The 22607-nt window shown below is 63.4% G+C and carries 22 protein-coding genes; 11 read left to right on the top strand and 11 right to left on the bottom strand.

What is annotated here, in order from left to right; genetic code table 11:
- Positions 1 to 207 precede the first annotated feature (207 nt).
- On the top strand, positions 208 to 870 hold the full coding sequence (locus ACFZAI_RS10025; protein WP_391566757.1) for a C40 family peptidase: 663 nt from the start codon (positions 208 to 210) through the stop codon (positions 868 to 870).
- Between the two features lie 185 nt (positions 871 to 1055).
- Here ACFZAI_RS10025 and ACFZAI_RS10020 read toward each other — a convergent pair whose 3' ends face one another.
- From ACFZAI_RS10020 to ACFZAI_RS10005, 4 genes are all read right to left on the bottom strand, one after another.
- Positions 1056 to 1379 carry a DUF2325 domain-containing protein gene (locus tag ACFZAI_RS10020; protein WP_035212827.1) on the bottom strand — a complete coding sequence of 108 codons (324 nt, stop codon included), beginning with the start codon at positions 1377 to 1379 and terminating at the stop codon, positions 1056 to 1058.
- 248 nt (positions 1380 to 1627) lie between these two features.
- A complete protein-coding gene (locus ACFZAI_RS10015; protein ID WP_054423985.1) occupies positions 1628 to 2572 on the bottom strand; it encodes a CysB family HTH-type transcriptional regulator in 945 nt (314 codons plus the stop codon).
- A 95-nt stretch (positions 2573 to 2667) separates the two neighbouring features.
- On the bottom strand, positions 2668 to 4161 hold the full coding sequence (locus tag ACFZAI_RS10010) for a CoA-acylating methylmalonate-semialdehyde dehydrogenase (protein ID WP_054423987.1): 1494 nt from the start codon (positions 4159 to 4161) through the stop codon (positions 2668 to 2670).
- 97 nt (positions 4162 to 4258) lie between these two features.
- Entirely contained in the window at positions 4259 to 5476 is a 1218-nt protein-coding gene (locus ACFZAI_RS10005; protein WP_391566755.1) for an ABC transporter substrate-binding protein, read from the bottom strand.
- Positions 5477 to 5680: 204 nt separating this feature from the next.
- On the opposite strand from ACFZAI_RS10005, the gene ACFZAI_RS10000 reads away from it, so the two are divergent.
- Positions 5681 to 6601, top strand: coding sequence for a LysR family transcriptional regulator (locus tag ACFZAI_RS10000; protein WP_054424692.1), 921 nt, complete (start codon positions 5681 to 5683; stop codon positions 6599 to 6601).
- Positions 6602 to 6684: 83 nt separating this feature from the next.
- Here the strand turns inward: ACFZAI_RS10000 and lptF are convergent, their stop codons facing one another.
- Positions 6685 to 7806, bottom strand: coding sequence for an LPS export ABC transporter permease LptF (gene lptF / locus ACFZAI_RS09995; RefSeq protein ID WP_391566754.1), 1122 nt, complete (start codon positions 7804 to 7806; stop codon positions 6685 to 6687).
- Between the two features lie 57 nt (positions 7807 to 7863).
- On the opposite strand from lptF, the gene ACFZAI_RS09990 reads away from it, so the two are divergent.
- The 9 genes from ACFZAI_RS09990 (at position 7864) to ACFZAI_RS09950 (ending at position 16637) form a co-directional block, all read left to right on the top strand.
- Complete coding sequence (locus ACFZAI_RS09990; RefSeq protein WP_391566753.1) at positions 7864 to 9375, top strand: leucyl aminopeptidase; 1512 nt, start codon at positions 7864 to 7866, stop codon at positions 9373 to 9375.
- A gap of 22 nt (positions 9376 to 9397) precedes the next feature.
- Positions 9398 to 9868: a DNA polymerase III subunit chi gene (locus ACFZAI_RS09985; RefSeq protein WP_391566752.1), complete on the top strand. Its 471-nt coding sequence runs from the start codon at positions 9398 to 9400 to the stop codon at positions 9866 to 9868.
- A 65-nt stretch (positions 9869 to 9933) separates the two neighbouring features.
- Entirely contained in the window at positions 9934 to 10335 is a 402-nt protein-coding gene (locus ACFZAI_RS09980; protein WP_391566751.1) for a hypothetical protein, read from the top strand.
- A gap of 134 nt (positions 10336 to 10469) precedes the next feature.
- Complete coding sequence (locus ACFZAI_RS09975) at positions 10470 to 11180, top strand: Bax inhibitor-1/YccA family protein (protein WP_054423999.1); 711 nt, start codon at positions 10470 to 10472, stop codon at positions 11178 to 11180.
- 83 nt (positions 11181 to 11263) lie between these two features.
- Positions 11264 to 12181: an aldo/keto reductase gene (locus ACFZAI_RS09970; RefSeq protein ID WP_391566750.1), complete on the top strand. Its 918-nt coding sequence runs from the start codon at positions 11264 to 11266 to the stop codon at positions 12179 to 12181.
- A 3-nt stretch (positions 12182 to 12184) separates the two neighbouring features.
- Positions 12185 to 13465 (top strand): NTP/NDP exchange transporter, encoded by a 1281-nt coding sequence (locus tag ACFZAI_RS09965; protein ID WP_391566749.1) that lies wholly within the window; start codon positions 12185 to 12187, stop codon positions 13463 to 13465.
- A gap of 99 nt (positions 13466 to 13564) precedes the next feature.
- The gene (locus tag ACFZAI_RS09960) at positions 13565 to 14521 is read left to right on the top strand and encodes a Bug family tripartite tricarboxylate transporter substrate binding protein (RefSeq protein WP_391566748.1); all 957 of its coding nucleotides are present in this window, start codon (positions 13565 to 13567) and stop codon (positions 14519 to 14521) included.
- Between the two features lie 31 nt (positions 14522 to 14552).
- Positions 14553 to 15533, top strand: coding sequence for a succinylglutamate desuccinylase/aspartoacylase family protein (locus tag ACFZAI_RS09955; protein WP_391566747.1), 981 nt, complete (start codon positions 14553 to 14555; stop codon positions 15531 to 15533).
- 3 nt (positions 15534 to 15536) lie between these two features.
- A complete protein-coding gene (locus ACFZAI_RS09950) occupies positions 15537 to 16637 on the top strand; it encodes a pyridoxal-phosphate dependent enzyme (protein WP_391566746.1) in 1101 nt (366 codons plus the stop codon).
- Between the two features lie 44 nt (positions 16638 to 16681).
- Here the strand turns inward: ACFZAI_RS09950 and ACFZAI_RS09945 are convergent, their stop codons facing one another.
- From ACFZAI_RS09945 to lepA, 6 genes are read right to left on the bottom strand one after another with little or no spacing between them, the layout of a single operon-like run.
- Positions 16682 to 17590 (bottom strand): LysR family transcriptional regulator, encoded by a 909-nt coding sequence (locus ACFZAI_RS09945; RefSeq protein ID WP_391566745.1) that lies wholly within the window; start codon positions 17588 to 17590, stop codon positions 16682 to 16684.
- A gap of 18 nt (positions 17591 to 17608) precedes the next feature.
- Entirely contained in the window at positions 17609 to 18196 is a 588-nt protein-coding gene (recO, locus tag ACFZAI_RS09940) for a DNA repair protein RecO (RefSeq protein WP_391566744.1), read from the bottom strand.
- Complete coding sequence (era, locus tag ACFZAI_RS09935) at positions 18189 to 19079, bottom strand: GTPase Era (protein ID WP_391566743.1); 891 nt, start codon at positions 19077 to 19079, stop codon at positions 18189 to 18191. The genes recO and era overlap by 8 nt, the downstream gene beginning before the upstream one ends.
- A complete protein-coding gene (rnc, locus tag ACFZAI_RS09930; RefSeq protein ID WP_006218051.1) occupies positions 19076 to 19837 on the bottom strand; it encodes a ribonuclease III in 762 nt (253 codons plus the stop codon). The genes era and rnc overlap by 4 nt, the downstream gene beginning before the upstream one ends.
- A 2-nt stretch (positions 19838 to 19839) precedes the next feature.
- On the bottom strand, positions 19840 to 20724 hold the full coding sequence (gene lepB / locus ACFZAI_RS09925) for a signal peptidase I (protein ID WP_391566742.1): 885 nt from the start codon (positions 20722 to 20724) through the stop codon (positions 19840 to 19842).
- A 23-nt stretch (positions 20725 to 20747) separates the two neighbouring features.
- Positions 20748 to 22541 (bottom strand): translation elongation factor 4, encoded by a 1794-nt coding sequence (lepA, locus tag ACFZAI_RS09920; protein WP_391566741.1) that lies wholly within the window; start codon positions 22539 to 22541, stop codon positions 20748 to 20750.
- Between the last annotated feature and the right edge of the window lie 66 nt (positions 22542 to 22607).

The raw sequence follows: 22607 nt of genomic DNA, 5'->3' as shown, positions 1-22607 counted from the left end.
CCTTGCACGAGGCTTGCCACAAATCAAAATGTTCCGCCAAATGTCCACGCTGCATGGAATCATTACCGATCTGTCCAAAACCGGTAGTGAAAGTTTGGTAGAATCCCCGCGAAGTTGTAGATAATTGTTGATTTTGCTGACATTTCGGCCCGATCCGCGGCTAATCCCGTGGTTTTTGCTGTCATTTGGCAAGTCATCCCCAGGCGAATGCATCGACACTCCATCATCGCGCGATTCAATTCATCCACTGGCCAGGCAAAGCGCGGGCTGCGTACGCTCGCGTTGATGGCATGTGTGGCCGGCCTGGCAGGTTGTGCTGGCACTAACCAGAAGTCAACCGCCCATACGTCCGAGATTGATCCGTACGAAATGGAGTGGGTAGCCACCGCTGATGACCCCATCGGCATGCTGGTGGTGCAAAAATTCAAGCGCGACCGTCAACGCCAAGCCCAGTCTGGCGTCAACAGCGACAACGCCATGGTCAGCGAAGCCCTGAACTACCTGGGCATCCGCTACCGCTTCGGCGGCAGTACCCCCGACACCGGTTTCGATTGCAGCGGCCTCGTCGCCTACTCGGCCGAACGTTCGCTGGGCCTGAAGCTGCCGCGCAACGCCGCCGAAATCGCCCAGCAAGGCGTGTCGGTCGCCAAGAACGAACTCAAGGCCGGCGACCTCGTCTTCTTCAACACGATGGGCCGCCGCTACTCGCACGTGGGCATCTACCTGGGCGACGACCGCTTCGTGCACTCGCCCAGCGCCGGTGGCGTCGTGCGTGTCGAAAGCATGACCATGGCCTACTGGACCAAGCGCTACAACGGCGCCCGCCGCCTGGACAACAGCCTGATGGCTTCCGCCCGCGCCGCCAACTGATTCGGTTCCTGGCATCGTCGCACACGCGATGCGCCAGGCGCTATCCCCCAAAAACAAAACGCCGTCAGACATCAGTCTGACGGCGTTTTGCTTATGCTCTTCGCGGTCCAGGGCCTATCGCCCTTTCAGCCGCAGGCCGTTTCGGCCTCCCCAGTGTTTTTGTGTTCCAGCGGCAAAACAGGCATTCAGTGAACGGTGCCAGCGCGCGGGCACAGGCCGCACTGCTGCAACGCTTGCTGCATGCTGCATACCGAACGGCGACAAGCCACGACCCGGATGCCGCCACGCTGCGCGGCGTTGCGGAAGGTTTTCATGACGTTGTGTCCCAGGAAATCGGTCAGCAAGATGACCAGTTGCGTGCCGGAAGGCAGTTGAAGCGTCTTCTTCTGATGCGAAGGATCGCGGCCACTGATGTGGTGCGTGATCGAAATATTGTGTCCTTTCAGCAGATCCGGAATATTGCCCAGTCGATCTGCGCCAACTACTACTGCACTGAGTCCTGCCGTCATGATGAACCTCACTGGTCGTTGAGCCTGGATGTAATGATAATGATTCCTATTTTTTAGTCAACTTAAATGAGATCGGTTCTTATTTAATTATATTTATGAGCTTCTCAAAAGGGATAGTGAGATTTGCTATCAGCCAGGGAACTCGCGGCTCTCCAGCCGGTCGCCCCCTATTCAGAGGCAAAAAAACGCGCGGCATCGTACGATGCCGCGCGTTTTTTTGACCATGCTGGTCAGCCGTTCACCACGGCTTACTTCGGCGCGCCCTGCACCGCCTCGGTCACGACGGCGCGAGTCAACGACGGCGCCAGCATTTCCAGGAAGGTGTAGACGTAGTCGCGCAGGAACACGCCCGACTTCACGCCTACGCGGGTGGTGTGCGTGCCGAACAAGTGGCCCACGGGCAGCCCGACCAGATTGGAGTCGCGGCGCGGGTCATAGGCCACGCCGGCAATGATGCCAATGCCCAGGCCTACGTCGACATAGGTCTTGATGACGTCGGCATCGATGGCTTCCAGCACGATGTCCGGGTGGATGCCCTGGTTGGCGAACACTTCGTCAATGGTGCTGCGGCCCGTGAAGGCGCGGTCGTAGGTCACGATGGGGAATTCGGCCAATTGCGCCAGCGACAGGCGCTTGGCGGCGCTCGAGGTCAGCTCGGCCAAAGGATGATCGGGACGCACCACCACGGTGTGCTCCCAGGCGTAGACGGGCAAGGTGGCCAAGCCGGGCGTCAAGGCCAAGGACTCGGTTGCCAGCGCCAGATCAGCCTGCTCGTGCAGCACCATTTCCGCCAACTGCGCGGGGCTGCCTTCCGCCAACGACAAGTGCACCTTGGGGAATTGCTTGCGGAAGGCGGGAATCACGCGGGGCAGCAGATAGCGCGCCTGCGTGTGCGTGCATGCAATCACCAGGCCGCCTTCGTCACGGCGGGCGAATTCGTCGCTGACTTTCTTCAGATTGTCGACTTCGCGCATGATGCGGTCGATCACCTGCGACACCGCCAGACCCGGTTTGGTCAGGCCTTTGATGCGCTTGCCATGGCGTTCGAAGATCTTGATGCCGAGCTCATCTTCGAACTCGATGATGGCCTTGGACACTCCGGGCTGCGAGGTATAGAGCATCCGGGCGGCTTCGGTCAGGTTGAAGTCGCGCCGGATGGTTTCGCGCACAAAGCGAAATTGCTGGAGGTTCATAAAATTGGCCCCTGATAGATGGGCCAATTATAAGTAATAAGGACGCCTTGTTATATAACTTATTAATATAAGCTTAGGAGCAAGGCGTCCCCCTTTCAGCGCATCGAGATCGTGGTGTTCACGGTCTTGGCATGTGCGGACCAGCGCGCCGTCACCGTCTTGGTCTGCGTCCAGAACTGAACGGCTTGCTTGCCATTGGGACCCAGGTCACCCAGCTTGGAACCGCGCGAACCCGTGAAGCTGAACCACGCCACCGGCACGGGAATCGGCACGTTGATGCCCACCTGGCCCACGTCGATGTTGTTCTGGAAGTAGCGCGCCGCGCCGCCGTCCTGGGTGAACAGCGCCACGCCGTTGCCGTTGGGGTTGCGGTTAATGAACGCCACCGCATCTTCCAGCGTTTCGACGCCAACGCAGCACAGGACCGGTCCGAAGATTTCTTCGGTGTAGATGGTCATGTCTTCGTTGACGCCGTCGAAAATCGTCGGACCGACGAAGTTGCCCTGTTCAAAGCCCGACACCTTCAGGTTGCGGCCATCCAGCAGCAGCTTGGCGCCTTCGTCCACGCCCTTTTGAATCAGGCTTTCGACACGCTTCTTGGCGTTCGGCGACACCAGCGGGCCCAGATCGGCTTCACGATCGGTGCCCGAGTTGACCTTCAGCTTCTTCGAACGCTCGACAAAGTCGGGCAGCCAGTTGCGGGCGTCGCCCACCAACACGGCCACGGACGAGGCCATGCAACGCTGGCCGGCCGCGCCGAAGGCCGCGCCCACCAGCTGGTTCAGCGCCACTTCGGGATCGGCGTCCGGCAGAATCACGCAGTGGTTCTTGGCGCCCATCATCGACTGGCAACGCTTGCCCGCCGCCGATGCGCGGTTGTAGATTTCCGTGCCGACACGGGTCGAACCGATGAACGACACCGCCTTGATGTCCGGGTGTTCGCACAGGCCGTTGGCCGTATCCGGGCCGCCATGCACCACGTTCAGCACGCCCGGGGGCAAGCCGGCTTCCAGCGCCAGCTGGGCCAGGAACAGGGACGCGGTCGGGTCCTGTTCAGACGGCTTCAGCACGAAGCTGTTGCCGCAGGCCACGGCGATGGGGAACATGAAGCACGGCAGCATCACCGGGAAGTTGAACGCGGTAATGCCCGCGCACACGCCCAGCGGCTGGATCAGGGTGTAGACGTCGATGCCGGACGCGGCGTTCTCGGCGTACTCGCCCAATTGCAGGTTGGCGATCGAGCACGCGTGCTCCACCACTTCCAGGCCACGGCCGATCTCGCCCTCGGCGTCCGGCAGCGTCTTGCCGTGTTCGCGCGTGATCATCTCGGCCAGCTTGCCGGTGTTGGCGCGCAGCAGCTCCTGGAACTTCAGCATGACGCGCATGCGCGTGCCCTGCCCGCTGTTGCGCCAGGTCTTGAAAGCTTCCTTGGCGTTGGAGACGGCCAGGTCCAGTTCTTCGCGGGTCGCGAAAGGCACCTTGGCAACGACCTCCTGGGTGGCGGGGTTGATCACGTCTCGCCATTCGGTGGTTTGGGACTGCACAAGCTTGCCGCCGATCAATAGCGGAACGCGGGGGACTTCACTCATTTGATGCTCCTCACACTGCGTCGTCGATGCGGATGAATCCGCGTTCATGAATCGTCAAACGCGCCGGCCGGACAATGGCCCGGCCAGCGCGCCAGGCTTATTTCTTCACCAGCGGGCAGCTTGAATCGGCCAGGGGCTGGAAGGCTTCGGCCGCCGGAATGGTGGCCACCAGCTTCGAATAGTCCCAGCCGCCCTTGGAGTCCGCGGGCTTCTTCACTTCGTACAGGTACATGTCGTGGATCACGCGGCCATCGGGGCGGATCGATGCGTTGCGCATGATCGGGTCCTTGATGGGCAGTTCGCGCATCTTGTCCGCCACGACCTTGCCGTCGGTGCTGCTGGCGGCGGCCGTCGCGCGCAGGTAATGCAGCACGCTGGAATACACGCCGGCCTGCGTCATCGTGGGCTTCAGGCCACGGAAGGCCTTTTCGAAGCGCGCGGACCAGGCGCGCGAGGCATCGTCGTAATCCCAATAAAAGCCGTCCACATACGACAAGCCTTGCGCGCTTTCCAGCCCCAGGGCGCGCAGGTCCGACAGGAAGATCAGCAGCGACACCAGCCGCTGCCCGCCTGCCACGATGCCGAATTCGCGCGCCTGCTTGACGGCGTTGACCGTGTCTTGCCCGCCGTTGGCCAGCGCCACGACCTGCGCCTTGGAGCTTTGCGCCTGCAACAGATAGGACGCGAAGTCAGGCGCGTTCAAGGGATGGCGCACGCTGCCGGTGACGGTGCCGCCCAGCGCCTTCACGGCTTTGACCGTATCCGCTTCCAGCGAATGGCCAAAAGCGTAATCCACCGTAATGAAGTACCAGGACTTACCACCCGCACGCACGGTGGCCTTGGCGCCGCCCGCAGATTGCGAATAGGTGTCGAACATCCAATGGAAACCGACCGGCGAGCATTCCTTGTTGGTCAGCGCCGTCGTGGCCGGGCCGGAGAACATCACGACCTTGTTCTTTTCGCGCGCAATGCCTTGCACGGCAAGCGCCACGGCCGAGTTCGTCAGGTCGGCAATCGCCGTTACGCCATCACGGTCAAACCATTCGCGCGCTTTGGCCGCGCCCACGTCCGCCTTGTTCTGATTGTCGGCGGAGACCAGTTCGATCTTCATGCCCTTGCACTCGGCGGCCAGGCAGTCATCAATGGCCAATTGCGCCGCCGCGACCGAACCCGCCCCGCCCATGCCGGCGTAGGTGCCGGACATGTCCGTCAGAATGCCGATCTTCACTGGCGGCTTGTCGGCCGCCTGCGCCTGGCTCACCAACAATGCGCCCAGACACAAGCCTGCGGCCAGCCCGCGTGCGTGCAATTTCATGGATTTGTCTCCTGAGTGTTATGCGCTGATGTGTAGCGTTACGCGCCGTCTTTGCGGCCTGCGACTCCCAGGGCAATGCCCCGAGGCCTGCCGGCCCAGTGTAGATGTGTGAAAATCAACAAGCAACACTAGAAATGCACATTCCTTGTGCATTCATGCACAAGCAGTATTGGGCTCGGCGCCGCGCGCCATAAGGATGAAATCGTGTTGGATTGGGACAGCCTGCGGTACTTTCTGGAAGTGGCCCGCACCCAGCGGGTGAGCGCCGCCGCACGCAAATTGGGGGTGGAGCACACCACCGTGTCGCGCCGCATCCGGGCGCTGGAAACCGAGCTCGACACCCTGCTGTTCGAGAAATCACGCAGCGCGGGTTTTGTGCTGACGGATGACGGCCAGCGCTTGTTCGTCCACGCCGAGCAGATGGAAAGCACGGTGCATACCGCGCGCGAAAACCTGTCGGGCATCGGCCAGGCCTTGTCGGGCCATTTGCGCATTGGCGCCACCGAAGGCTTCGGCAGCTATGTGCTCACACCGCTTGCGGCCGACTTCCAGCGCCGCTACCCCCACATCACGCTGGACATCCTGCCGGTGCCGCGTTTTGTCAGCCTGTCAAAGCGTGAAGCGGATCTGGCCATCACCATCGAACGCCCGCAGCGCGGACCGTATGTGTGCAGCAAGCTGTGCGATTACACCCTGCGCCTGTACGGCACGCCCGGCTACCTGGCGCGCCACAAACCGATCGCAACCCGTGCGGATCTGGCCGAACACACGTTTATCGGCTATGTCGACGAATTGCTGTTCAGCGAGCGCCTGCGCTATCTGGAAGATCTGCTGCCGGCCAGCAAGGTGGTGCTGCGTAGCACCAGCGTGGTGGCGCAGTATCACGCCGCGCTGCAAGGGCAGTCGCTGGCCATCCTGCCGTGTTTCATCGCCGCGCAAGACCCGCGGCTGAAACCCGTGCTGGAAAATGAAGTGGAGATCACGCGATCGTTTTGGATGTACTGCCACGAAGACCTGCGCAAACTCAAGCGCGTGACGGTCTTGTGGGAGTTCATCCGCAAGTCGGTGCTGAAGAACGCCGACCTGCTGGCCGGCAAGCGCGGCACGATGAAATACCTGCCTTGAAAATACCTGCCTTGAAGCGCGAGGGCCGCAGCCCTCGCAATGCCCCGTCGCTTTGCCTGACGTCGCGGCCTTAGGTTGCGGCCTTAGGTTGCTGCCGGGCTGTTGGCGCCGTTCTTGGGCGCTTTCACCCGCAAGCGCCGCATCAGCAGGAACACGGTCAGCAGCGCCACCACGCCGTGGATGGCCCATACGCCCACGCCGAAACTGAGCTTGCCGTTGGAAATCCAGGCGCGCGACAGGTTGATCAGGTTCATATAGAGCAAGCCGACCAGACCCGCGATCAGCAAATCGCCCGACCGGCCCAGGCGCGGGTTCACCGCTCCCAGCGGAATGGCCAGCAGCGCCAGATTCAGCGCGGCCAACGGCAATGAAATGCGCCACATCACTTGCGACCAGCTGCTGTCCGTGTTGTCCGCAACCAGCTGCATCGTGGTGCGCGCCTTGGACGAACGCTCGGCCGCGGCCCGCGCTTCGCCGATGGGGTCGCCCCCGGCCTTGCTTTCCAGGCGCAGCCCGTATTTGTCGAAGTGCACCAGCCGGATTTCCGGCGTGCCGGGCTTCAGGTCATAGCGGTGGCCCTCGCCCAGCACCAGGAAACGGTCGCCATTGGGCAAGGTTTCGCTGTGGGCGCTGCTTGCGGTCAACACGCTCAACCATTCAGGGCCGGTTTCGCGCGCGAACACGTTACCCAGTTCATCAGAGGGCGTGATGGGGTCTTCGGAGAAGAACACGCGGTTGCCGCCGGACGATTCCGCGAACTGCCCGGCCGTGACCTTGGACAAGTCGGAACGTTGTTCGAAGCGCTCGTGGTATTCGCCGATCTGGCGGTACGCCCAGGGCGCGGCGACCAGCGTCAGGCCCGCCACCGCCAAGGCCACGGGAATGGCCACGCGCAGCACGGGCTTTAGCCAATCCGCCAGCGACAGGCCGCTGGCGAACCACACCACCATTTCGGATTCACGGTAATTGCGCGTGACGGTCGTCAGCACCGCGATGAAGATCGAGACGGCCAGGATGGTTGGCAAGGCAGTGATGGTCGACAACGCGGCCAGCACGAGAACGACGTCGGCTCCGATGTTGCCGCCCGCGGCTTCACCGAGCAGGCGCACAAGGAGCACGCTGAGCCACACGATGAGCAACGTGGAAAAGACAACGCCAGCGTGACTGGTGATCTCGCTGACGACAGAGCGTTTAAATAGAGACATGGGAGAATATGCGGGATAATCGACCGCATCATACACAGACGCACACGGGAAACCCTCATGGAATTTAGCACACAGACCACTGCTTCCCTGCACCAAGTTAAAACCGCCGCCCTGGCTGTCGGGGTGTTCGCGGATGGCGTGTTGAGCCCCGCCGCCGACATCATCGACCGTGCATCCAACGGCGCCGTGCGCGCCGTGGCCAAGGCCGAGTTCCGCGGACGCGCCGGCTCCACCCTGACGTTGCGCGCATTGCCCGGCGTCACCGCGCAGCGCGTGGTGCTGGTTGGCCTGGGCAAGCAAGATGAATACTCAGCCCGCGCGCACGCGTCGGCCGAGCAGGCATTTGCCTCGGTCTGCGTTGCCGCCCAACTGACCGAAGGCGTGTCCACGCTGGTCGCCAACGCGATCGCGGACGTGCCCGTCATTGCTCGCGCCCGCAGCGCCGCCATTGCGGCCGGCAACGCCACCTATCACTACGACGCCAGCTTCGGCAAACCCGACCGCGACGCCCGCCCCAAGCTGAAGAAGATCGTTCAGATTGTGGAGCGCGCCGAGTCCGCCCAAGCCCAGAAGGGCTTGCGTGAAGGCAACGCCATCGCCAACGGCATGGAGCTGACCCGCACCCTGGGCAACCTGCCCGGCAACATCTGCACCCCGACCTACCTGGGCGACACGGCCAAGCGCCTGGCCCGCGAATTCAAGTCGGTGAAGGTGGAAGTGCTGGACAAGAAGCAGGTCGAAGCGCTGGGCATGGGCTCGTTCCTGTCCGTCGCACGCGGCTCGGCCGAACCGTTGCGCTTCATCGTGTTGCGCCACGCGGGCGCCAAGGCGGCTGCCAAGAAAGCCGCCAAGTCGGCGCAAGGCCCGATCGTGCTGGTAGGCAAGGGCATCACATTCGACGCCGGCGGCATCTCGCTCAAACCCGCCGCCACCATGGACGAAATGAAGTACGACATGTGCGGCGCCGCCAGCGTGCTGGGTTCGTTCCGCGCTCTGGCCGAGCTGGAGCTCCCGCTGGACGTCGTCGGCATCATCCCCGCTTGCGAAAACCTGCCGAGCGGCACGGCCAACAAGCCGGGTGACGTCGTCACCAGCATGGCCGGCCTGACCATCGAAATCCTGAACACCGACGCCGAAGGCCGCCTGGTCCTGTGCGACGCCCTGACCTACGCCGAACGCTTCAAGCCGGCCGCCGTCATCGACATCGCCACGCTGACCGGCGCGTGCGTCGTGGCGCTGGGCAACGTCAATACCGGCCTCTTCTCCAAGGACGACGCCCTGGCCGAGGCCCTGGCCTCTGCCGGCCGCCAGTCGCTGGACACCGCCTGGCGCATGCCGATGGACGACGCCTATCAAGAACAACTGAAGTCCAACTTCGCCGACCTGGCCAACATCGGCGGCCCACCGGCCGGCGCTGTGACCGCCGCGTGCTTCCTGTCGCGCTTCACCAAGGCCTATCCGTGGGCCCACCTGGACATCGCCGGCACCGCGTGGCGCGGCGGCAAGGACAAGGGCGCCACCGGCCGCCCCGTGCCCCTGCTGATGCAATACCTGCTGGACCAGGTTTGAAGCCCTTGCAACGGAACCGGGCATGACGCGGATCGACTTCGCCTTCGGCGCGCCCGACCGCTTGCGCACCGCCTGCCAGGTGGTGCGCAAGCGCTTCCTGGCTGGGCAGCGGCTGGTGGTGTACTGTAAAGACGGCTCACGCTTGGCCGCGTTCGACCGCATGCTGTGGGCGTTCGACGACACGGCTTTCGTGCCGCACGTGCTGGCCAATGACCCGCTGGCGGCCGAAACACCGGTGGTGCTGACGGCGGGCGACCCGCAACAAGCGGCGCTGGCCGCCCGGCCCGCAGACAGTGGCGACACGTCCCCACTCTGGCTGCTGAATCTGGACAACGACTGCCCGCCTGGCTTCGACACCTTCGAGCGTCTGCTTGAAATCGTGTCGGATGACCCGGACGACAAGCAGGCGGCCCGCCAGCGCTGGCGCATCTACCAGAACGCTGGCCACACGCCGCAAAGCCACGATCTCAGCCGCCAGCCCCCTGGCGCCTGATTGCCCTATCCGACCCGGCGGGCCATCGTCCCGCCCGCCTCGCCATTTGAACTTCGGGAGTTCCCATGCCCTCTCGCCCCACTGATCCCGGCATCCCTACGTTGACCCAACGGGCCGAGCCGACGTTGCACGCGCCTCTGGGTCCGGCGGAACCCGATGCCCCCTTGCTGACGGATCTGGCCGATGACGCGGATGCTGACGACGCCTTTCCGCTGCTGACGGATATCGCCGATGGGCAAGGCCATGATTGGGATGTGGACGAAGCGCCGGCTGCCTATGCCGCCGCGCTGCAAACGCCCGCCCCCGCCCTGCCTGACGCGTCGGTGCTATCTGCCCGCCTGCAAGCCGAAGTGGAACAGCTGATGCGCCGCGCGCTGGCCGACGCTATCGATCAGATACAAATGCGCATGGATGCTGAATTACCGGGTATCGTGGCCCGTGTGCTTAGCGAGGTAAAACCGGGCTAGCGCGGAGCGCGAAATGCGCGTCCGGCAACCGGTCTAAATCTTCCAAAAACTGGATTCTTCAGGGAACTGTAAGGTATCCTTCGCATCTAAGCCTTCTAGGCAATCACCATTTTTGCCGTACACAGGAGTTCTCCATGAACGAATATCGTCCGTCCCCTTTTAACCGTTCCGGCTCGGTCGCCGGCGCGCCGGGCGAGGTCGCTCGCAACCAGGTCCTGCGCAACACCTACTGGCTCTTGGCGCTTTCGCTGATCCCCACGGTGCTGGGCGCCGCGGTCGGCCTCTACACCGGCATCAACCGTGTCATGGGCGCAAGCCCGGGTCTGTCCGCCATCGTGTTCCTGGTCGGCGCATTCGGCATGATGTTCGCCATCGAGAAAAACAAGAACAACTCGATGGGCGTTGTCCTGCTGCTGGCCTTCACGTTCTTCATGGGCATCATGCTGTCGCGCTTGCTCGGCTTCGTGATGGGCTTTAGCAACGGCTCGCAGCTGGTCATGACGGCCTTCGGCGGCACGGCAATCGTGTTCGGCACGATGGCCACGCTGGCCACCACCATCAAGCGCGACTTGTCGGGAATGCAGAAATTCCTGTTCATTGGCGCCGTCGTGATTCTGGTCGCAGCCCTGGCCAACATCTTCCTGCAACTGCCGGCCCTGATGCTGACCATCTCGGTGATGGCCATCGTCATCTTCTCGGCCTTCATGCTGGTTGACCTGCAACGCGTCGTGAACGGTGGCGAAACCAACTACGTGTCCGCCACGCTGGCCATTTACCTGGACGTCTATAACGTCTTCTCGAACCTGCTGATGCTGCTGGGCATCTTCGGCGGCAACCGCGAGTAATCGCCGGGCGCAAGACTCAGCAAAAGGCCTACATTCGCATGTAGGCCTTTTTTTATTTCGGCTTTTCACCAGGAGCGCTTTCCATGCCCGACCGCCGCCGATTCCTTCAGACCGCTACCTGCGCCGCGCTGCTGGGACCCGCCGGCGCCGCGCGTGCGCTCAGCGTCAAACAGGCCATGCTCAGCCGGGCCATTCCCGCGTCCGGCGAGCAAATCCCCGTCATCGGGCTAGGCACGGCCGACACCTTCAACGCACCGCCCGACGACGCCGCCGCAATGGCGCCGCTGGCTCAGGTGCTGGACACCTTCATGAAAGAAGGCGGCTTCCTGATCGACACCGCCCCCAGCTACGGCCAGGCCGAAGCCGTCGTCGGCGCCTTACTGGCGCGCAACGGCGGCCTGCGCCAACAAGTGTTTCTGGCCACGAAGATCGGCACGACGGGGCGCGAGTCCGCCATGGAGCAGGTGCGCCAATCCCAGAAACGGTTGCGCAGCGACAAGCTTGACCTCATCCAGGTCCACAACCTGATCGACACCCGCAACCAGCTGGCGCTGCTGCGAGAGCTCAAGCAGCAAGGCGTCACCCGCTACGTCGGCATCACGCACTACACCGACTACGCGCATGACGAACTGACCCAACTGGTTGAAAGCGAGAAGCCAGACTTCCTTCAGATCAATCTGTCCGTGGGTGCGCGCAGCGCCGAAAAGCGCCTGCTGCCCGCTTGCCAGGCCAACGGCGTGGCGGTGCTGATCAACCGGCCATTCCAGGACGGCGCGCTATTTCGCCAGGTAAAGGGCCGCGCCCTGCCTGCCCTGGCCGCGGAAATCGGCTGCACCTCGTGGGCGCAGCTATTCCTGAAATTCATCATCGGACACCCCGCCGTCACCGCCGTCATCCCCGCCACGTCCAAGCCGTCCAACATGGCCGACAACGTGCTCGCCGGGTTTGGCCGGCAGCCCGACGCCGCCATGCGCGAACGCATCGCCGCCCTGCTGGCTTAAGCGATGGCTGACGCCCTCCACTCCCTGCGCCAACGCGCGGCGCGGGCATTGGGCATCCGAGAAGACGAACTCGCGCCCGCCGCGTGCGGCTTTGCGTTCTTCTTCTTTCTGTTCTGCGGCTATTTCATGCTGCGCCCCATCCGCGAGACGATGGGCATCCAAGCCGGCGTGAATCAATTGCAATGGCTGTTCACGGCAACCTTCGTGGCGACGCTGGCGGTGGTGCCGTTGTTTGGCTGGCTGTCCGCCCGGGTGCCGCGCGCCACGCTGTTGACCTGGGTCTACAGCCTGTTCGCGCTGACCATGGCGGGGTTTGCGGCCTTGCTCCATCTCCGGCCCGACAGTGTCTGGGCCGCGCGTGCGTTCTACGTGTGGCTGTCGGAGTTCAACCTGTTCGTGGTCTCTATCGCGTGGAGCCTGATGGCCGACGTGTTCCGAATGGAATCGGCCAAGCGCCTGTTTGCGCTGATCGCGGCGGGAGCGAGCGCGGGTGGACTGTGCGGGCCATTACTCGGCGCGCTGTTGGCGGGCGCGCTAGGCCCGGCTGGCCTGCTGCTGTTATCGGCACTATTGCTGACGGCCACGTTGCCCCTGAAGCAGTGGCTGCTGCGCTGGCGCACCGAAACGCGCATGGAGGTCGCCCCAGAGGACATGCAGCAACCCATCCAGGGCGCCATCCTGGCTGGCATTTCCCGCATCTTCCAATCGCGCTTCCTGCTGGGCATTTCGCTGTTGGTGATTTTGCTGGCCACGCTGAATACCTTTCTGTACATGGAGCAGGCGCGGCTCGTTGCTGACGCGTTTCCCACCACCGCCGAGCGCCTGCGCGTGTTCAGCGCGCTGGACTTCACCGTGCAAACCCTGGCGCTGCTGTCCCAGCTCTTTCTGTCTGGCCGGATTGCCGCGCGCCTGGGGCTGCGCTTTCTATTGACGGCGGTGCCGCTCGCCGTAGGCGTGTCATTTCTGGCGCTGGCCGCCTTTCCTGTCTTTGGCGTCCTGGCTGCCGCGATGATCCTGCGCCGCGCGGGGGAATACGCCCTGATCCGTCCGGGGCGCGAGATGCTGTTCACCGCGGTGCCGGCGGAAGATAAATACAAAACCAAGAGCGTGATCGACACCGTGGTGTACCGGGGCGGGGATGCGGCCAGTGGATGGGTCAAAGCCGGCGTGGACATGCTGGGCTATGGCGCCGCGCTGATCGCGCTGCTGGGCGCAGCGGTTGCCCTGGCCGCCGCAGCGGTGGGTTACGGCTTGGGGGCCAAGGCCGACGCAAAAAAGAAATAAAACCGTTAGATTTTTCTGACTATCCATCTGACCCAAGCAAACGACATACCCGGGCGACGACCGCACAATGGCGCAGCTCTCAACGCCTCGGGAATCGTCATGAAACGCACTGCCTGTCTTGCCGCTGTGTTGCTTTGCCTTGCCGGAACGGCCGCGCAAGCCGACTATCCGATCCGCGCGATCACGCTGATCGTGCCCGCCGCCGCAGGCGGTAATGCGGACATCACCGCCCGGCTGATCGGCCAGGAAATGAGCCGGCAGCTGGGTCAGCCCGTCGTTGTGGAAAATCGCGTGGGCGCGGGCGGCCGCATCGGCACGCAGGCCGTCGTGCGAGCCGCCGCCGATGGCTACACCATCGGCTACGCCCACGTTGGCACGCTGGTGCTGCATCGCTTCTTGTTCAAGCAGCAGCTCTATGACCTGGACCGCGATATCACGCCGATCGGCCTGGTGGCAGAAACGCCGAACGTCATTGTCGTGAACGCCGCGTCGCCGTACCGCGACTTGAAAAGCTTCATCGAAGCCAGCCGCGCCCAGCCCGACCGCCTGACCATGACGTCGGCTGATCCGGGCACGACCAGCGAGGTCGGCGTGAAGCTTTTCATCGCACAAACCGGCGCGGCCGTGCGCCAGATTCCCTACAAGGCGACAGCGGCGCAACTGTCCGACCTGCTTGGCGGACACGTCGATTCCATGATGGAAAACCTGCCGCCCCTGATCGGCAATCTGAAGGACGGCCGGCTGCGTGCGCTGGCGGTAACGACCAAGTCGCGCGCCGCGTCCAACCCGGATGTGCCGACGGTGGCCGAACAGGGCTATCCCAACTACGAGCAATCAGCCTGGAGCGCACTGATTGCGCCGGCCGGCACGCCGCCCGCCGTCGTCGCCAAATTGAATGCCGCCATGAACCAGGCGTTGCGATCAGAGAGCGTGGAAAAAGAACTGCGCAGCCGTTCGCAAGAGCCCCTGGGCGGCACCCCGCAGGACGTACAAACCCAGATTCGCAAGGAGCTGCCCAAATGGGAAAGCATCATCAAGGCCGCTACGCTGGATTGAGCCAGCCGCATGCGCCTGCCGGAGGCGCCGCATGGTCCGCGTAAGCCGCGAGGATTTTTCCGTAGCCGCCGCCACCAACGAGTCGGCCTACCGCCGCGTCACCATCCCCATGCTGCGCGTTGAGGCGGGCCCCGGCCCGGCGGTTGCCTTGATTGCCGGCGTGCATGGCGATGAATGGGAAGGCCAGGCGGCCATCCTGGACTTGTGGCACCACCTGCCCGCGGTTCTGCAACGCGGCACGGTCTATCTGCTGCCCGCCGTCAATGCCGAAGCCTCGCTGGCTGGCACCCGGCTATCCCCTAATGACGGCGGCAATTTGAACCGCGCCTTCCTGGGCGCGCCCGCGCGCGGCTATACCGAAAGCGTGGCGGCCGCGTTGGAAGCGAAGCTGTTGCCGCACATCCAGGCCATGGTGGACGTGCATAGCGGCGGTGCGTCGTTGCGCTATCTGCCGTCGTCCGTCATCACGCGATACGGCAATGACGCCTTCGACGAACGCCTGCCCGCCCTGGCGCGCGCCTTCGGCTTGCCGCAGTGCATGTTCTTTCGCGGCAATGAAACCGGTTCCATGCCCGCCGCCGCCAGCCGCCACGGCGTGTTGCGCCTGAGCGCGGAAATAGGCGGCGGCCGGGAAACCCGCAGCAGCCTTGCCGACGCTTGCCGCGATGGCCTGCTGGGCTGCCTGAGCGAACTGGGCCTGTTGCCGAACGCCCCGCGCCCGACGTATCCCGCCGTGCAGATTTACGACCTGGACGTGCCTGCCGCCACGCTGCGCGCGAGCGACGCCGGGGTCTTCGTGCCTAGCGTCGAGCTGGGGCAGATCATCACGGCGGGCCAACGCATTGGCCGTTTGATTGAGCCAGCCCGGCCCGATAAGCCCATGCAAAGCTTGCTTAGCCCGCAGACGGGCACGGTGGTCTGCCTGCGCGCCATCGCTCGAAGCGACCCGGGCGATTGCCTGATTCAAGTCGCGCCTGCCCGTCCCCTGGACTCCCTTGCTTCACAATACTGACCCATGCAGATGAACCCTAGATTGTCCGGCCTGCGTTGTATCCGTTGCGCCAGCCTGTGGCCCCCCGGTGACTATCCCGAAGGCTGCCCCACTTGTCTGGCGGCAGGCCACGCCGCCACCTTGGAATGCCGCTACACGTCCACGGACGCGGACGACGCAATGCCCCTGCCGGTGCTGGCGCCGGTGACGCTGGGCGAAGGCGCCACGCCGTGCCTGAACGCCGCGGACCTTGCACAAGCCGAAGGCCTTGGCCAGCTTTGGCTCAAGTGCGAAGGCGCCAACCCCACCGGCAGCCACAAGGACCGGATGGCCGCGCAGTTGGTGTCGCGTGCGGCCTTGATCGGCGCGGCCCGCGTGGCGGCCGCGTCCAGCGGAAACGCTGGTGTTTCGATTGCCGCGTATTGCGCCGCCGCCGGTTTGCACGCCGATATCGCCATCACCCGCAACTGCCCGCCCCTGCAACGGGAGGCCATGGAACGCTTCGGCGCCACGCTCAGCGCCTTTGACGACAGCCTGGCGCGCTGGCCCTATGTGGAAGACCTGTGCCGCAACCAGGGGGCGTTTGCCGGCACCAACTATTTGAATCCGCCGGTCGGCACGCATCCCTATGGCGTCGAAGGCTACAAGCCCATCGCCCAGGAAATCTTCGATCAATGCGGCGTACCGACGGACATCATCGTTCCCACGGCGCGCGGCGATCTGCTCTGGGGAATCTTTCTGGGGTGGCAGCACTTGTACGAAACGGGGCGCATCGCGCGCCTGCCCCGCCTGCACGCCGTCGAGCCGTACGCTCGCTTGTCGCAGGCCCTTGCTACGGGCGATGCGCGCGGCCTGTGGGACGGTGCGACCGAGCAGTATTCGATTGCAGGCGGCACCTGCACGCTGCAATCGCTGGCCGCGTTGGAACGGTCGGGGGGAACGCCGGTAGACGTGTCTGACGCAGCAGCCACCCAGGCGCAACAGCGTCTGGCGCGCAGAGGGATCAGCGCCGAGCTGTCTTCCGCCGCCGCGCTGGCGGCCGTGGCCCAGTTGCGCCGTGTGGGCATGCTGGATGCCGAGTCTTCAGTCGTATTGATGGTGACGTCCGACGGGCGTCGCGGCTGATCCCGTATGCGCCGCCGGTTCCTGCACACGGGCAGGAATCGGCGCTAGACGCCGAAGCGATCCACCAGCGGGGCCAGCACGCCGCGCAGGCATGTGGCCCAGAATTTTCCCGCCTCGGACAAGGGCCGGCTGCCATGCAGAATCATGTGGCATTCAAAATGCACCAAGGCCGTCAGCGGGCGGTAGCACAGCCCTGCCGCCTCCATGCCGACCGCCGTCGCCGGGTTGGCGATGCCCACGCCGTGCCCGGCCAGCGCCAGTTGGCAGACGGTGCTGGAATACGGAGTCTCGATCGCCACGTGCAGGCTCTGGCCGGCTTGGCGCAACAGCGCATCCAATCGTTTGCGCGAGCCATCCTCGGCGTTCAACGCAATCACGTCTTCTTCGGCAAGGTGGGCAAAATCGACACGCTCCACGCGCGATAACGCGTGCCCCGCCGGAAAGACGGCCACAGCGCGCAAGCTGGCCAGCCGGTGTCCCCGCAACCCTTCCAGCTCGGACTCATCGGCCACCATGGCCAGGTCCAGCTCGCCCGACACCACCATGTCGCGCAAGGTATTGGAGTCGCGAATTTGCAGGTATAGCGGCGTGTCGGGATAGCGCTCCCGGAAACGCGAGATGGCGTCGCTGACGATGGCCCCGCCATAGGCGTGAATGCAGCCGATGCGCAACCGCGGCTGGGCCGCGCCACGGATCGCGCGGATTTTGCGGCCCAGGGTTTCCAGGCCCACATTCAGGCGGCGGATTTCCTCGTACAGCAGCGTGGCTTCGGGGGTGCGCTGCATGCGCTGGCGCACGCGCTCAAACAGGCGCAATTCAATACTGGCTTCCAGCGCCGCCAACGTGGCGCTGACCGTCGCGGGCGACACGTCCAGCCGGCGCGCGGCCGCCGTCACGCTTTCCGTTTCATAGACGGTGCGAAACGTCTCGACCTGTTTTAGCGTGAAGGTCATAAGCGGGGCGCGGCGCGCTCAGATGCGTTGCAGATCCATCAGCACGCGCCGCGTAGACAGCGGACGGCCGGCGAGAATCTCGGACAATCGCTCACGCAGATCGCGCCGCAATGCGGGCTCGATCGTCGTGTCTTCGAAATCAGGCGCGGCTTCATCCACGCCATAGCCGGTTTCGCGCAGCAGCGTCCATTCAAAGCGGCGCAATGCGCCAGCGGCGCGGGTGCCGTTGGACAACTGCTGCAAGGCCATGTCGTAGGCATCGAACAGCAAGGGGTGGGCATCTTCGCGTGGCAGCAAACGCAGCAGCAGCTCGTTCATGTACCAGGCGGACATCAGGGCAGTACCCGTCAGCGGACGGATGCCGGCGATCTCGGCGCGCGTCAGCGTCTTGACCTCGCCATTGCCGGTCCAGGACAGCAGCAAGGGCTGAAAGGCCGACAAGACGGGGCGCAGCACGGAGTACGGGCGCTTGGCGCCCTTGGCGACCATGGCTACACAGCCATGATCGCGGGAGAACGTTTGAACAATAAGGGAAGTTTCACGCCACGCAGTGGCGTGCAACATAAAGCCCGGGCGGTCCTGGACGCGAGGCGCCCGTCTACTCATAGCCCAGATCGCGGAGCGCACCCTCGCGGTCGGACCAGCCCTTGCGCACCTTGATATAGACCTCCAGGTGCACGGGCTTGTCCAGCAGCTTGGCGATGTCTTGCCGCGCCTCCGTGGCGATACGCTTCATGTGCATGCCGCCCGCGCCCAGCAAAATGGGCTTGTGGCTGTCGCGCTCGACCACCACGCAAGCGTTGATGCTGGCGCCCTTGGCGGTTTCTTCCCATTGCTCGATAACGACGGTGCAGCCATACGGCAGTTCGTCGCCCACCAGGCGGAAGATCTTCTCGCGCACCAGTTCGGCGGCGATGAAGCGCATGGGGCGGTCAGTCAGGGTGTCTTCTTCGAACATCGCCTCGCCTTCCGGCAGGCGGGCGGCGATTTCTTCCAGCAGCTGATCCAGCTGCTGGTTCTTCGTGGCGCTGACGGGCACCACGGCGCCGAACGGATGCAGCGCCATGATCTTGGACACGAAGGCGAAAAGATCATCGCGGTTCTTCATCTGGTCGATCTTCGAGACCACCAGAATCGTGCGCTCGGGGTTGGGCAGCAGCGGCAAAAGCTTCGCGTCGCCTTCCGACCACTTGCCGGCTTCAACCACATGCACCACCACGTCAACGTCGGCCAAGGCCTGCGTCACCACGCGGTTCATCATGCGGTTCATGGCGCCGCCATGGCGCGTCTGGAAGCCCGGGGTGTCAACGAAAACGAACTGCTCGTGCTCGCGCGTCAGCACGCCATGAATGCGGTGGCGCGTCGTCTGCGCCTTGCGCGACACGATGGAAATCTTGGAACCGATCAGGGCGTTCGTCAGCGTGGACTTGCCCACATTGGGACGGCCAACGATGGCAACAAAGCCGGTACGAAAAGGGGTATCGCTCATTTAGTCTCTTGAGCCACTGCCACAGGCAGCGACAATTGCGCGGTTTTGCGCGCCTTGCCCGACTTGCGGGCAGCCTTGGTGGCCGGGCTGATGGCCAGCGCGGCCTCCAAAGCCAGCTTGGCCGCCGATTGCTCGGCGGCACGGCGGCTGGCGCCGGGCGCCGTAACCTTGATCTCGAGCGCCGGAATGGCGCACTCGACTTCGAACTGCTGGCTGTGAGCCGCGCCATGCGTGGCCACCACCGTGTACAACGGCAGCGCCAGCTTGCGGCCTTGCAAGAATTCTTGCAGCAAGGTCTTGGCGTCCTTGCCCAGCGTTTTGGGGTCGACCGAGGCCAGTACCGGCTGGTACTGGCGCACGATCACGCGACGCGCGGCATCAAAGCCCGCATCCAGGAAGACGGCGCCAAACAGCGCTTCAACGGTATCGGCCAGAATCGATGGGCGGCGGAACCCGCCGCTTTTCAATTCGCCTTCGCCCAGGCGCAAATACTGCGACAGCTCCAGGCGTTGGGCGATGTCGGCCAGCGAGGCCTGCTTGACCAGATTGGCCCGCAGCCGCGACAAGTCGCCTTCGTCGATTTTGGAATAGCGTTCAAACAGCATGGCGGCCACAACGAAGTTCAGCACGGAATCCCCAAGGAATTCCAAACGCTCGTTATGACGCGCACCATGACTGCGATGCGTCAGTGCCTGTTCAAGCAAGGCTGGATCACCGAAGTGGTGATCCAGGCGGTTTTCTAGCGTGGCTAGCGACATAATCAGTTGAACCGGCCAATGCGGCTGAGATCGCTGAAATTCATCCAGATGAAGAAAGCGCGTCCGACGATATTGGATTCTGGAACGAAGCCCCAGTATCGGCTGTCTGCGCTGTTATCCCGATTATCGCCCATGGCGAAATAACTGCCTTCGGGTACTTTGCAGCGTACCCCATTGCGGCTGTATTGGCAGTTCTCACGGTGAGGAAATTGCCACATCGGCGAATAATCCTGCGGCTTGCCTTCATCTAGCAGGATTTTGTGCTCAACGTCGCCCAACTTCTCTTTATATTGTGCGATATACGACACACGATCCGGCTCAAAGTAGTCGCCGTCGCGCACATGCGGCACCAATTCGCCGTTTACGTACAGTTTTTTGTCCAGATAAGCGATCTCGTCGCCCGGCAGGCCGACCACGCGCTTGATGTAATCCACGTCCGGATCAACCGGGTAGCGAAACACAAACACGTCGCCGCGTTGGGGCTTGCCGATGTCGACGACCTTCTTGTCGATGACGGGCAGGCGCAAGCCATAGCTGAACTTGTTCACCAGGATCAGATCGCCAGACTGCAAGGTCGGCAGCATCGAGCCCGACGGAATCCGGAACGGCTCCACCACGAACGAACGCAGCATGAACACGAACAGAATGACGGGAAAGAAGCTGACGGCGTATTCGATCCACCACGGCACGCGGCGGGCGGCGTCACCGGCTTCGCGGCGCAGCCGCTCGGCTTCGTGCGCGTCACCGATCAGGGCCGCGTCGTACTGCGCCATTGCCGCTTGCGCCCGTGCTTCACGGCCACGCCGTAGCACTGCCAGATCAAGCACCCAGATAATGCCGGTCAAGACCAGCAGAACAAACAGGATCAGGGCAAAGTTCCAACTCATCAGCTAACCGCCTTCTTTTGGTTCTACTTGTCTTCCACTTGCAGGATGGCCAGGAACGCCTCCTGCGGGATCTCAACGCTACCCACCTGTTTCATGCGCTTCTTGCCGGCCTTCTGCTTTTCAAGCAGCTTCTTCTTGCGCGAGATGTCGCCGCCATAGCACTTGGCCAACACGTTCTTGCGCAGCGCCTTCACGTTTTCACGCGCAATGATTTCGGCGCCGATGGCCGCCTGGATCACCACGTCAAACATCTGGCGCGGGATCAGGCCACGCATGCGGGTCACGACATCACGGGCGCGATGGCGCGCATTGCTGCGGTGGACAATCACGGCCAGCGCATCAACGCGGTCGTTGTTGATCAGCAAGTCCACGCGCACCACGTCAGCCGAGCGGTATTCAAGGAACTCGTAGTCCATCGACGCATAGCCGCGCGACACCGACTTCAGCTTGTCGAAGAAGTCCAGCACGATTTCCGCCAGCGGGATTTCGTACACCAGGTGAACCTGGCGGCCGTGATAGCTCATGTTGACCTGCGAGCCGCGCTTGTTATTGCACAGCGTCATCACGGGGCCAACATAGTCTTGCGGCATGAACAGCGTGACCTTCACGATGGGCTCGCGAATGTCCTGAATCTTGCCCACTTCCGGCATGCGCGACGGGCTTTCCACCGTGATGACGGAGCCATCGCGCTGCTCGACTTCATACACCACCGACGGCGCGGTGGTGATGATGTCCATATCGAATTCGCGCTCCAGGCGCTCTTGCACGATTTCCATGTGCAACAGGCCCAGGAAGCCGCAACGGAAACCGAAGCCCAGCGCTTGCGAGACTTCCGGTTCGAACATGAGTGCGGCGTCGTTCAGCTTGAGCTTGTCGAGCGAGTCACGCAGCTGGTCGTATTCGGAGCTTTCCACCGGGTACAGGCCGGCGAACACCTGCGGCTTCACTTCCTTGAAGCCCGGCAGCGCGGCGGGCGCCGGCTTGTTGGCGAGCGTGACCGTGTCGCCCACCTTGGCGTCTTCCAGCTGCTTGATGCCGGCGATGATGAAGCCGACCTCGCCCGCCGACAGATGCGGACGCTGCTGCGACTTCGGCGTGAACACACCGGTCTGCTCGCACAGGTGGGTGGCGCCGGAAGCCATCAGCAGGATCTTGTCCTTGGGCTTGAGCACGCCATTGATGATGCGCACCAGCATCACCACGCCCACGTAGTTGTCGAACCACGAGTCGATGATCAGCGCTTGCAGCGGCGCTTCGGGGTCGCCCTTGGGCGCCGGCACGCGGGCCACAATGGTTTCCAGGATTTCGTCGATGCCCATGCCCGTCTTGGCGCTGGCCAGCACGGCTTCAGAGGCATCAATGCCGATGACGTCTTCCACTTCTTGGCGCGCGCCTTCGGGATCAGCCTGCGGCAGATCCATCTTGTTCAACACGGGCACCACTTCCACACCCAGCTCGATGGCGGTGTAGCAGTTGGCCACGGTTTGCGCTTCCACGCCTTGGGACGCGTCCACCACCAGCAGCGCGCCTTCGCACGCCGACAGCGAGCGGCTGACTTCATACGAGAAGTCAACGTGCCCCGGGGTGTCGATCAGGTTCAGGTTGTAGACCTTGCCGTCTTGCGCCTTGTAGTGCAAAGCGGCCGTCTGGGCCTTGATGGTAATGCCGCGCTCGCGCTCGATTTCCATGGAATCGAGCACCTGCGCCGACATTTCGCGATCCGCCAATCCGCCGCAGCGCTGGATCAAGCGATCGGCCAAGGTCGATTTGCCATGATCGATGTGGGCAATGATGGAGAAGTTGCGAATATGCTGCATGCTTGAAATTATAAGGGACGGAACACTCGGCACTAAGCCGGAAGACACCGCCGCCGGAGTACGCAC

It is taken from the genome of Achromobacter sp. NPDC008082, assembly GCF_042957345.1.
GTDB classification, from domain to species: Bacteria; Pseudomonadota; Gammaproteobacteria; order Burkholderiales; family Burkholderiaceae_B; genus Achromobacter; species Achromobacter kerstersii_A.
Note: the sequence above shows the minus strand (reverse complement) of the source record. Positions and strands in the feature narration are given on the sequence as shown.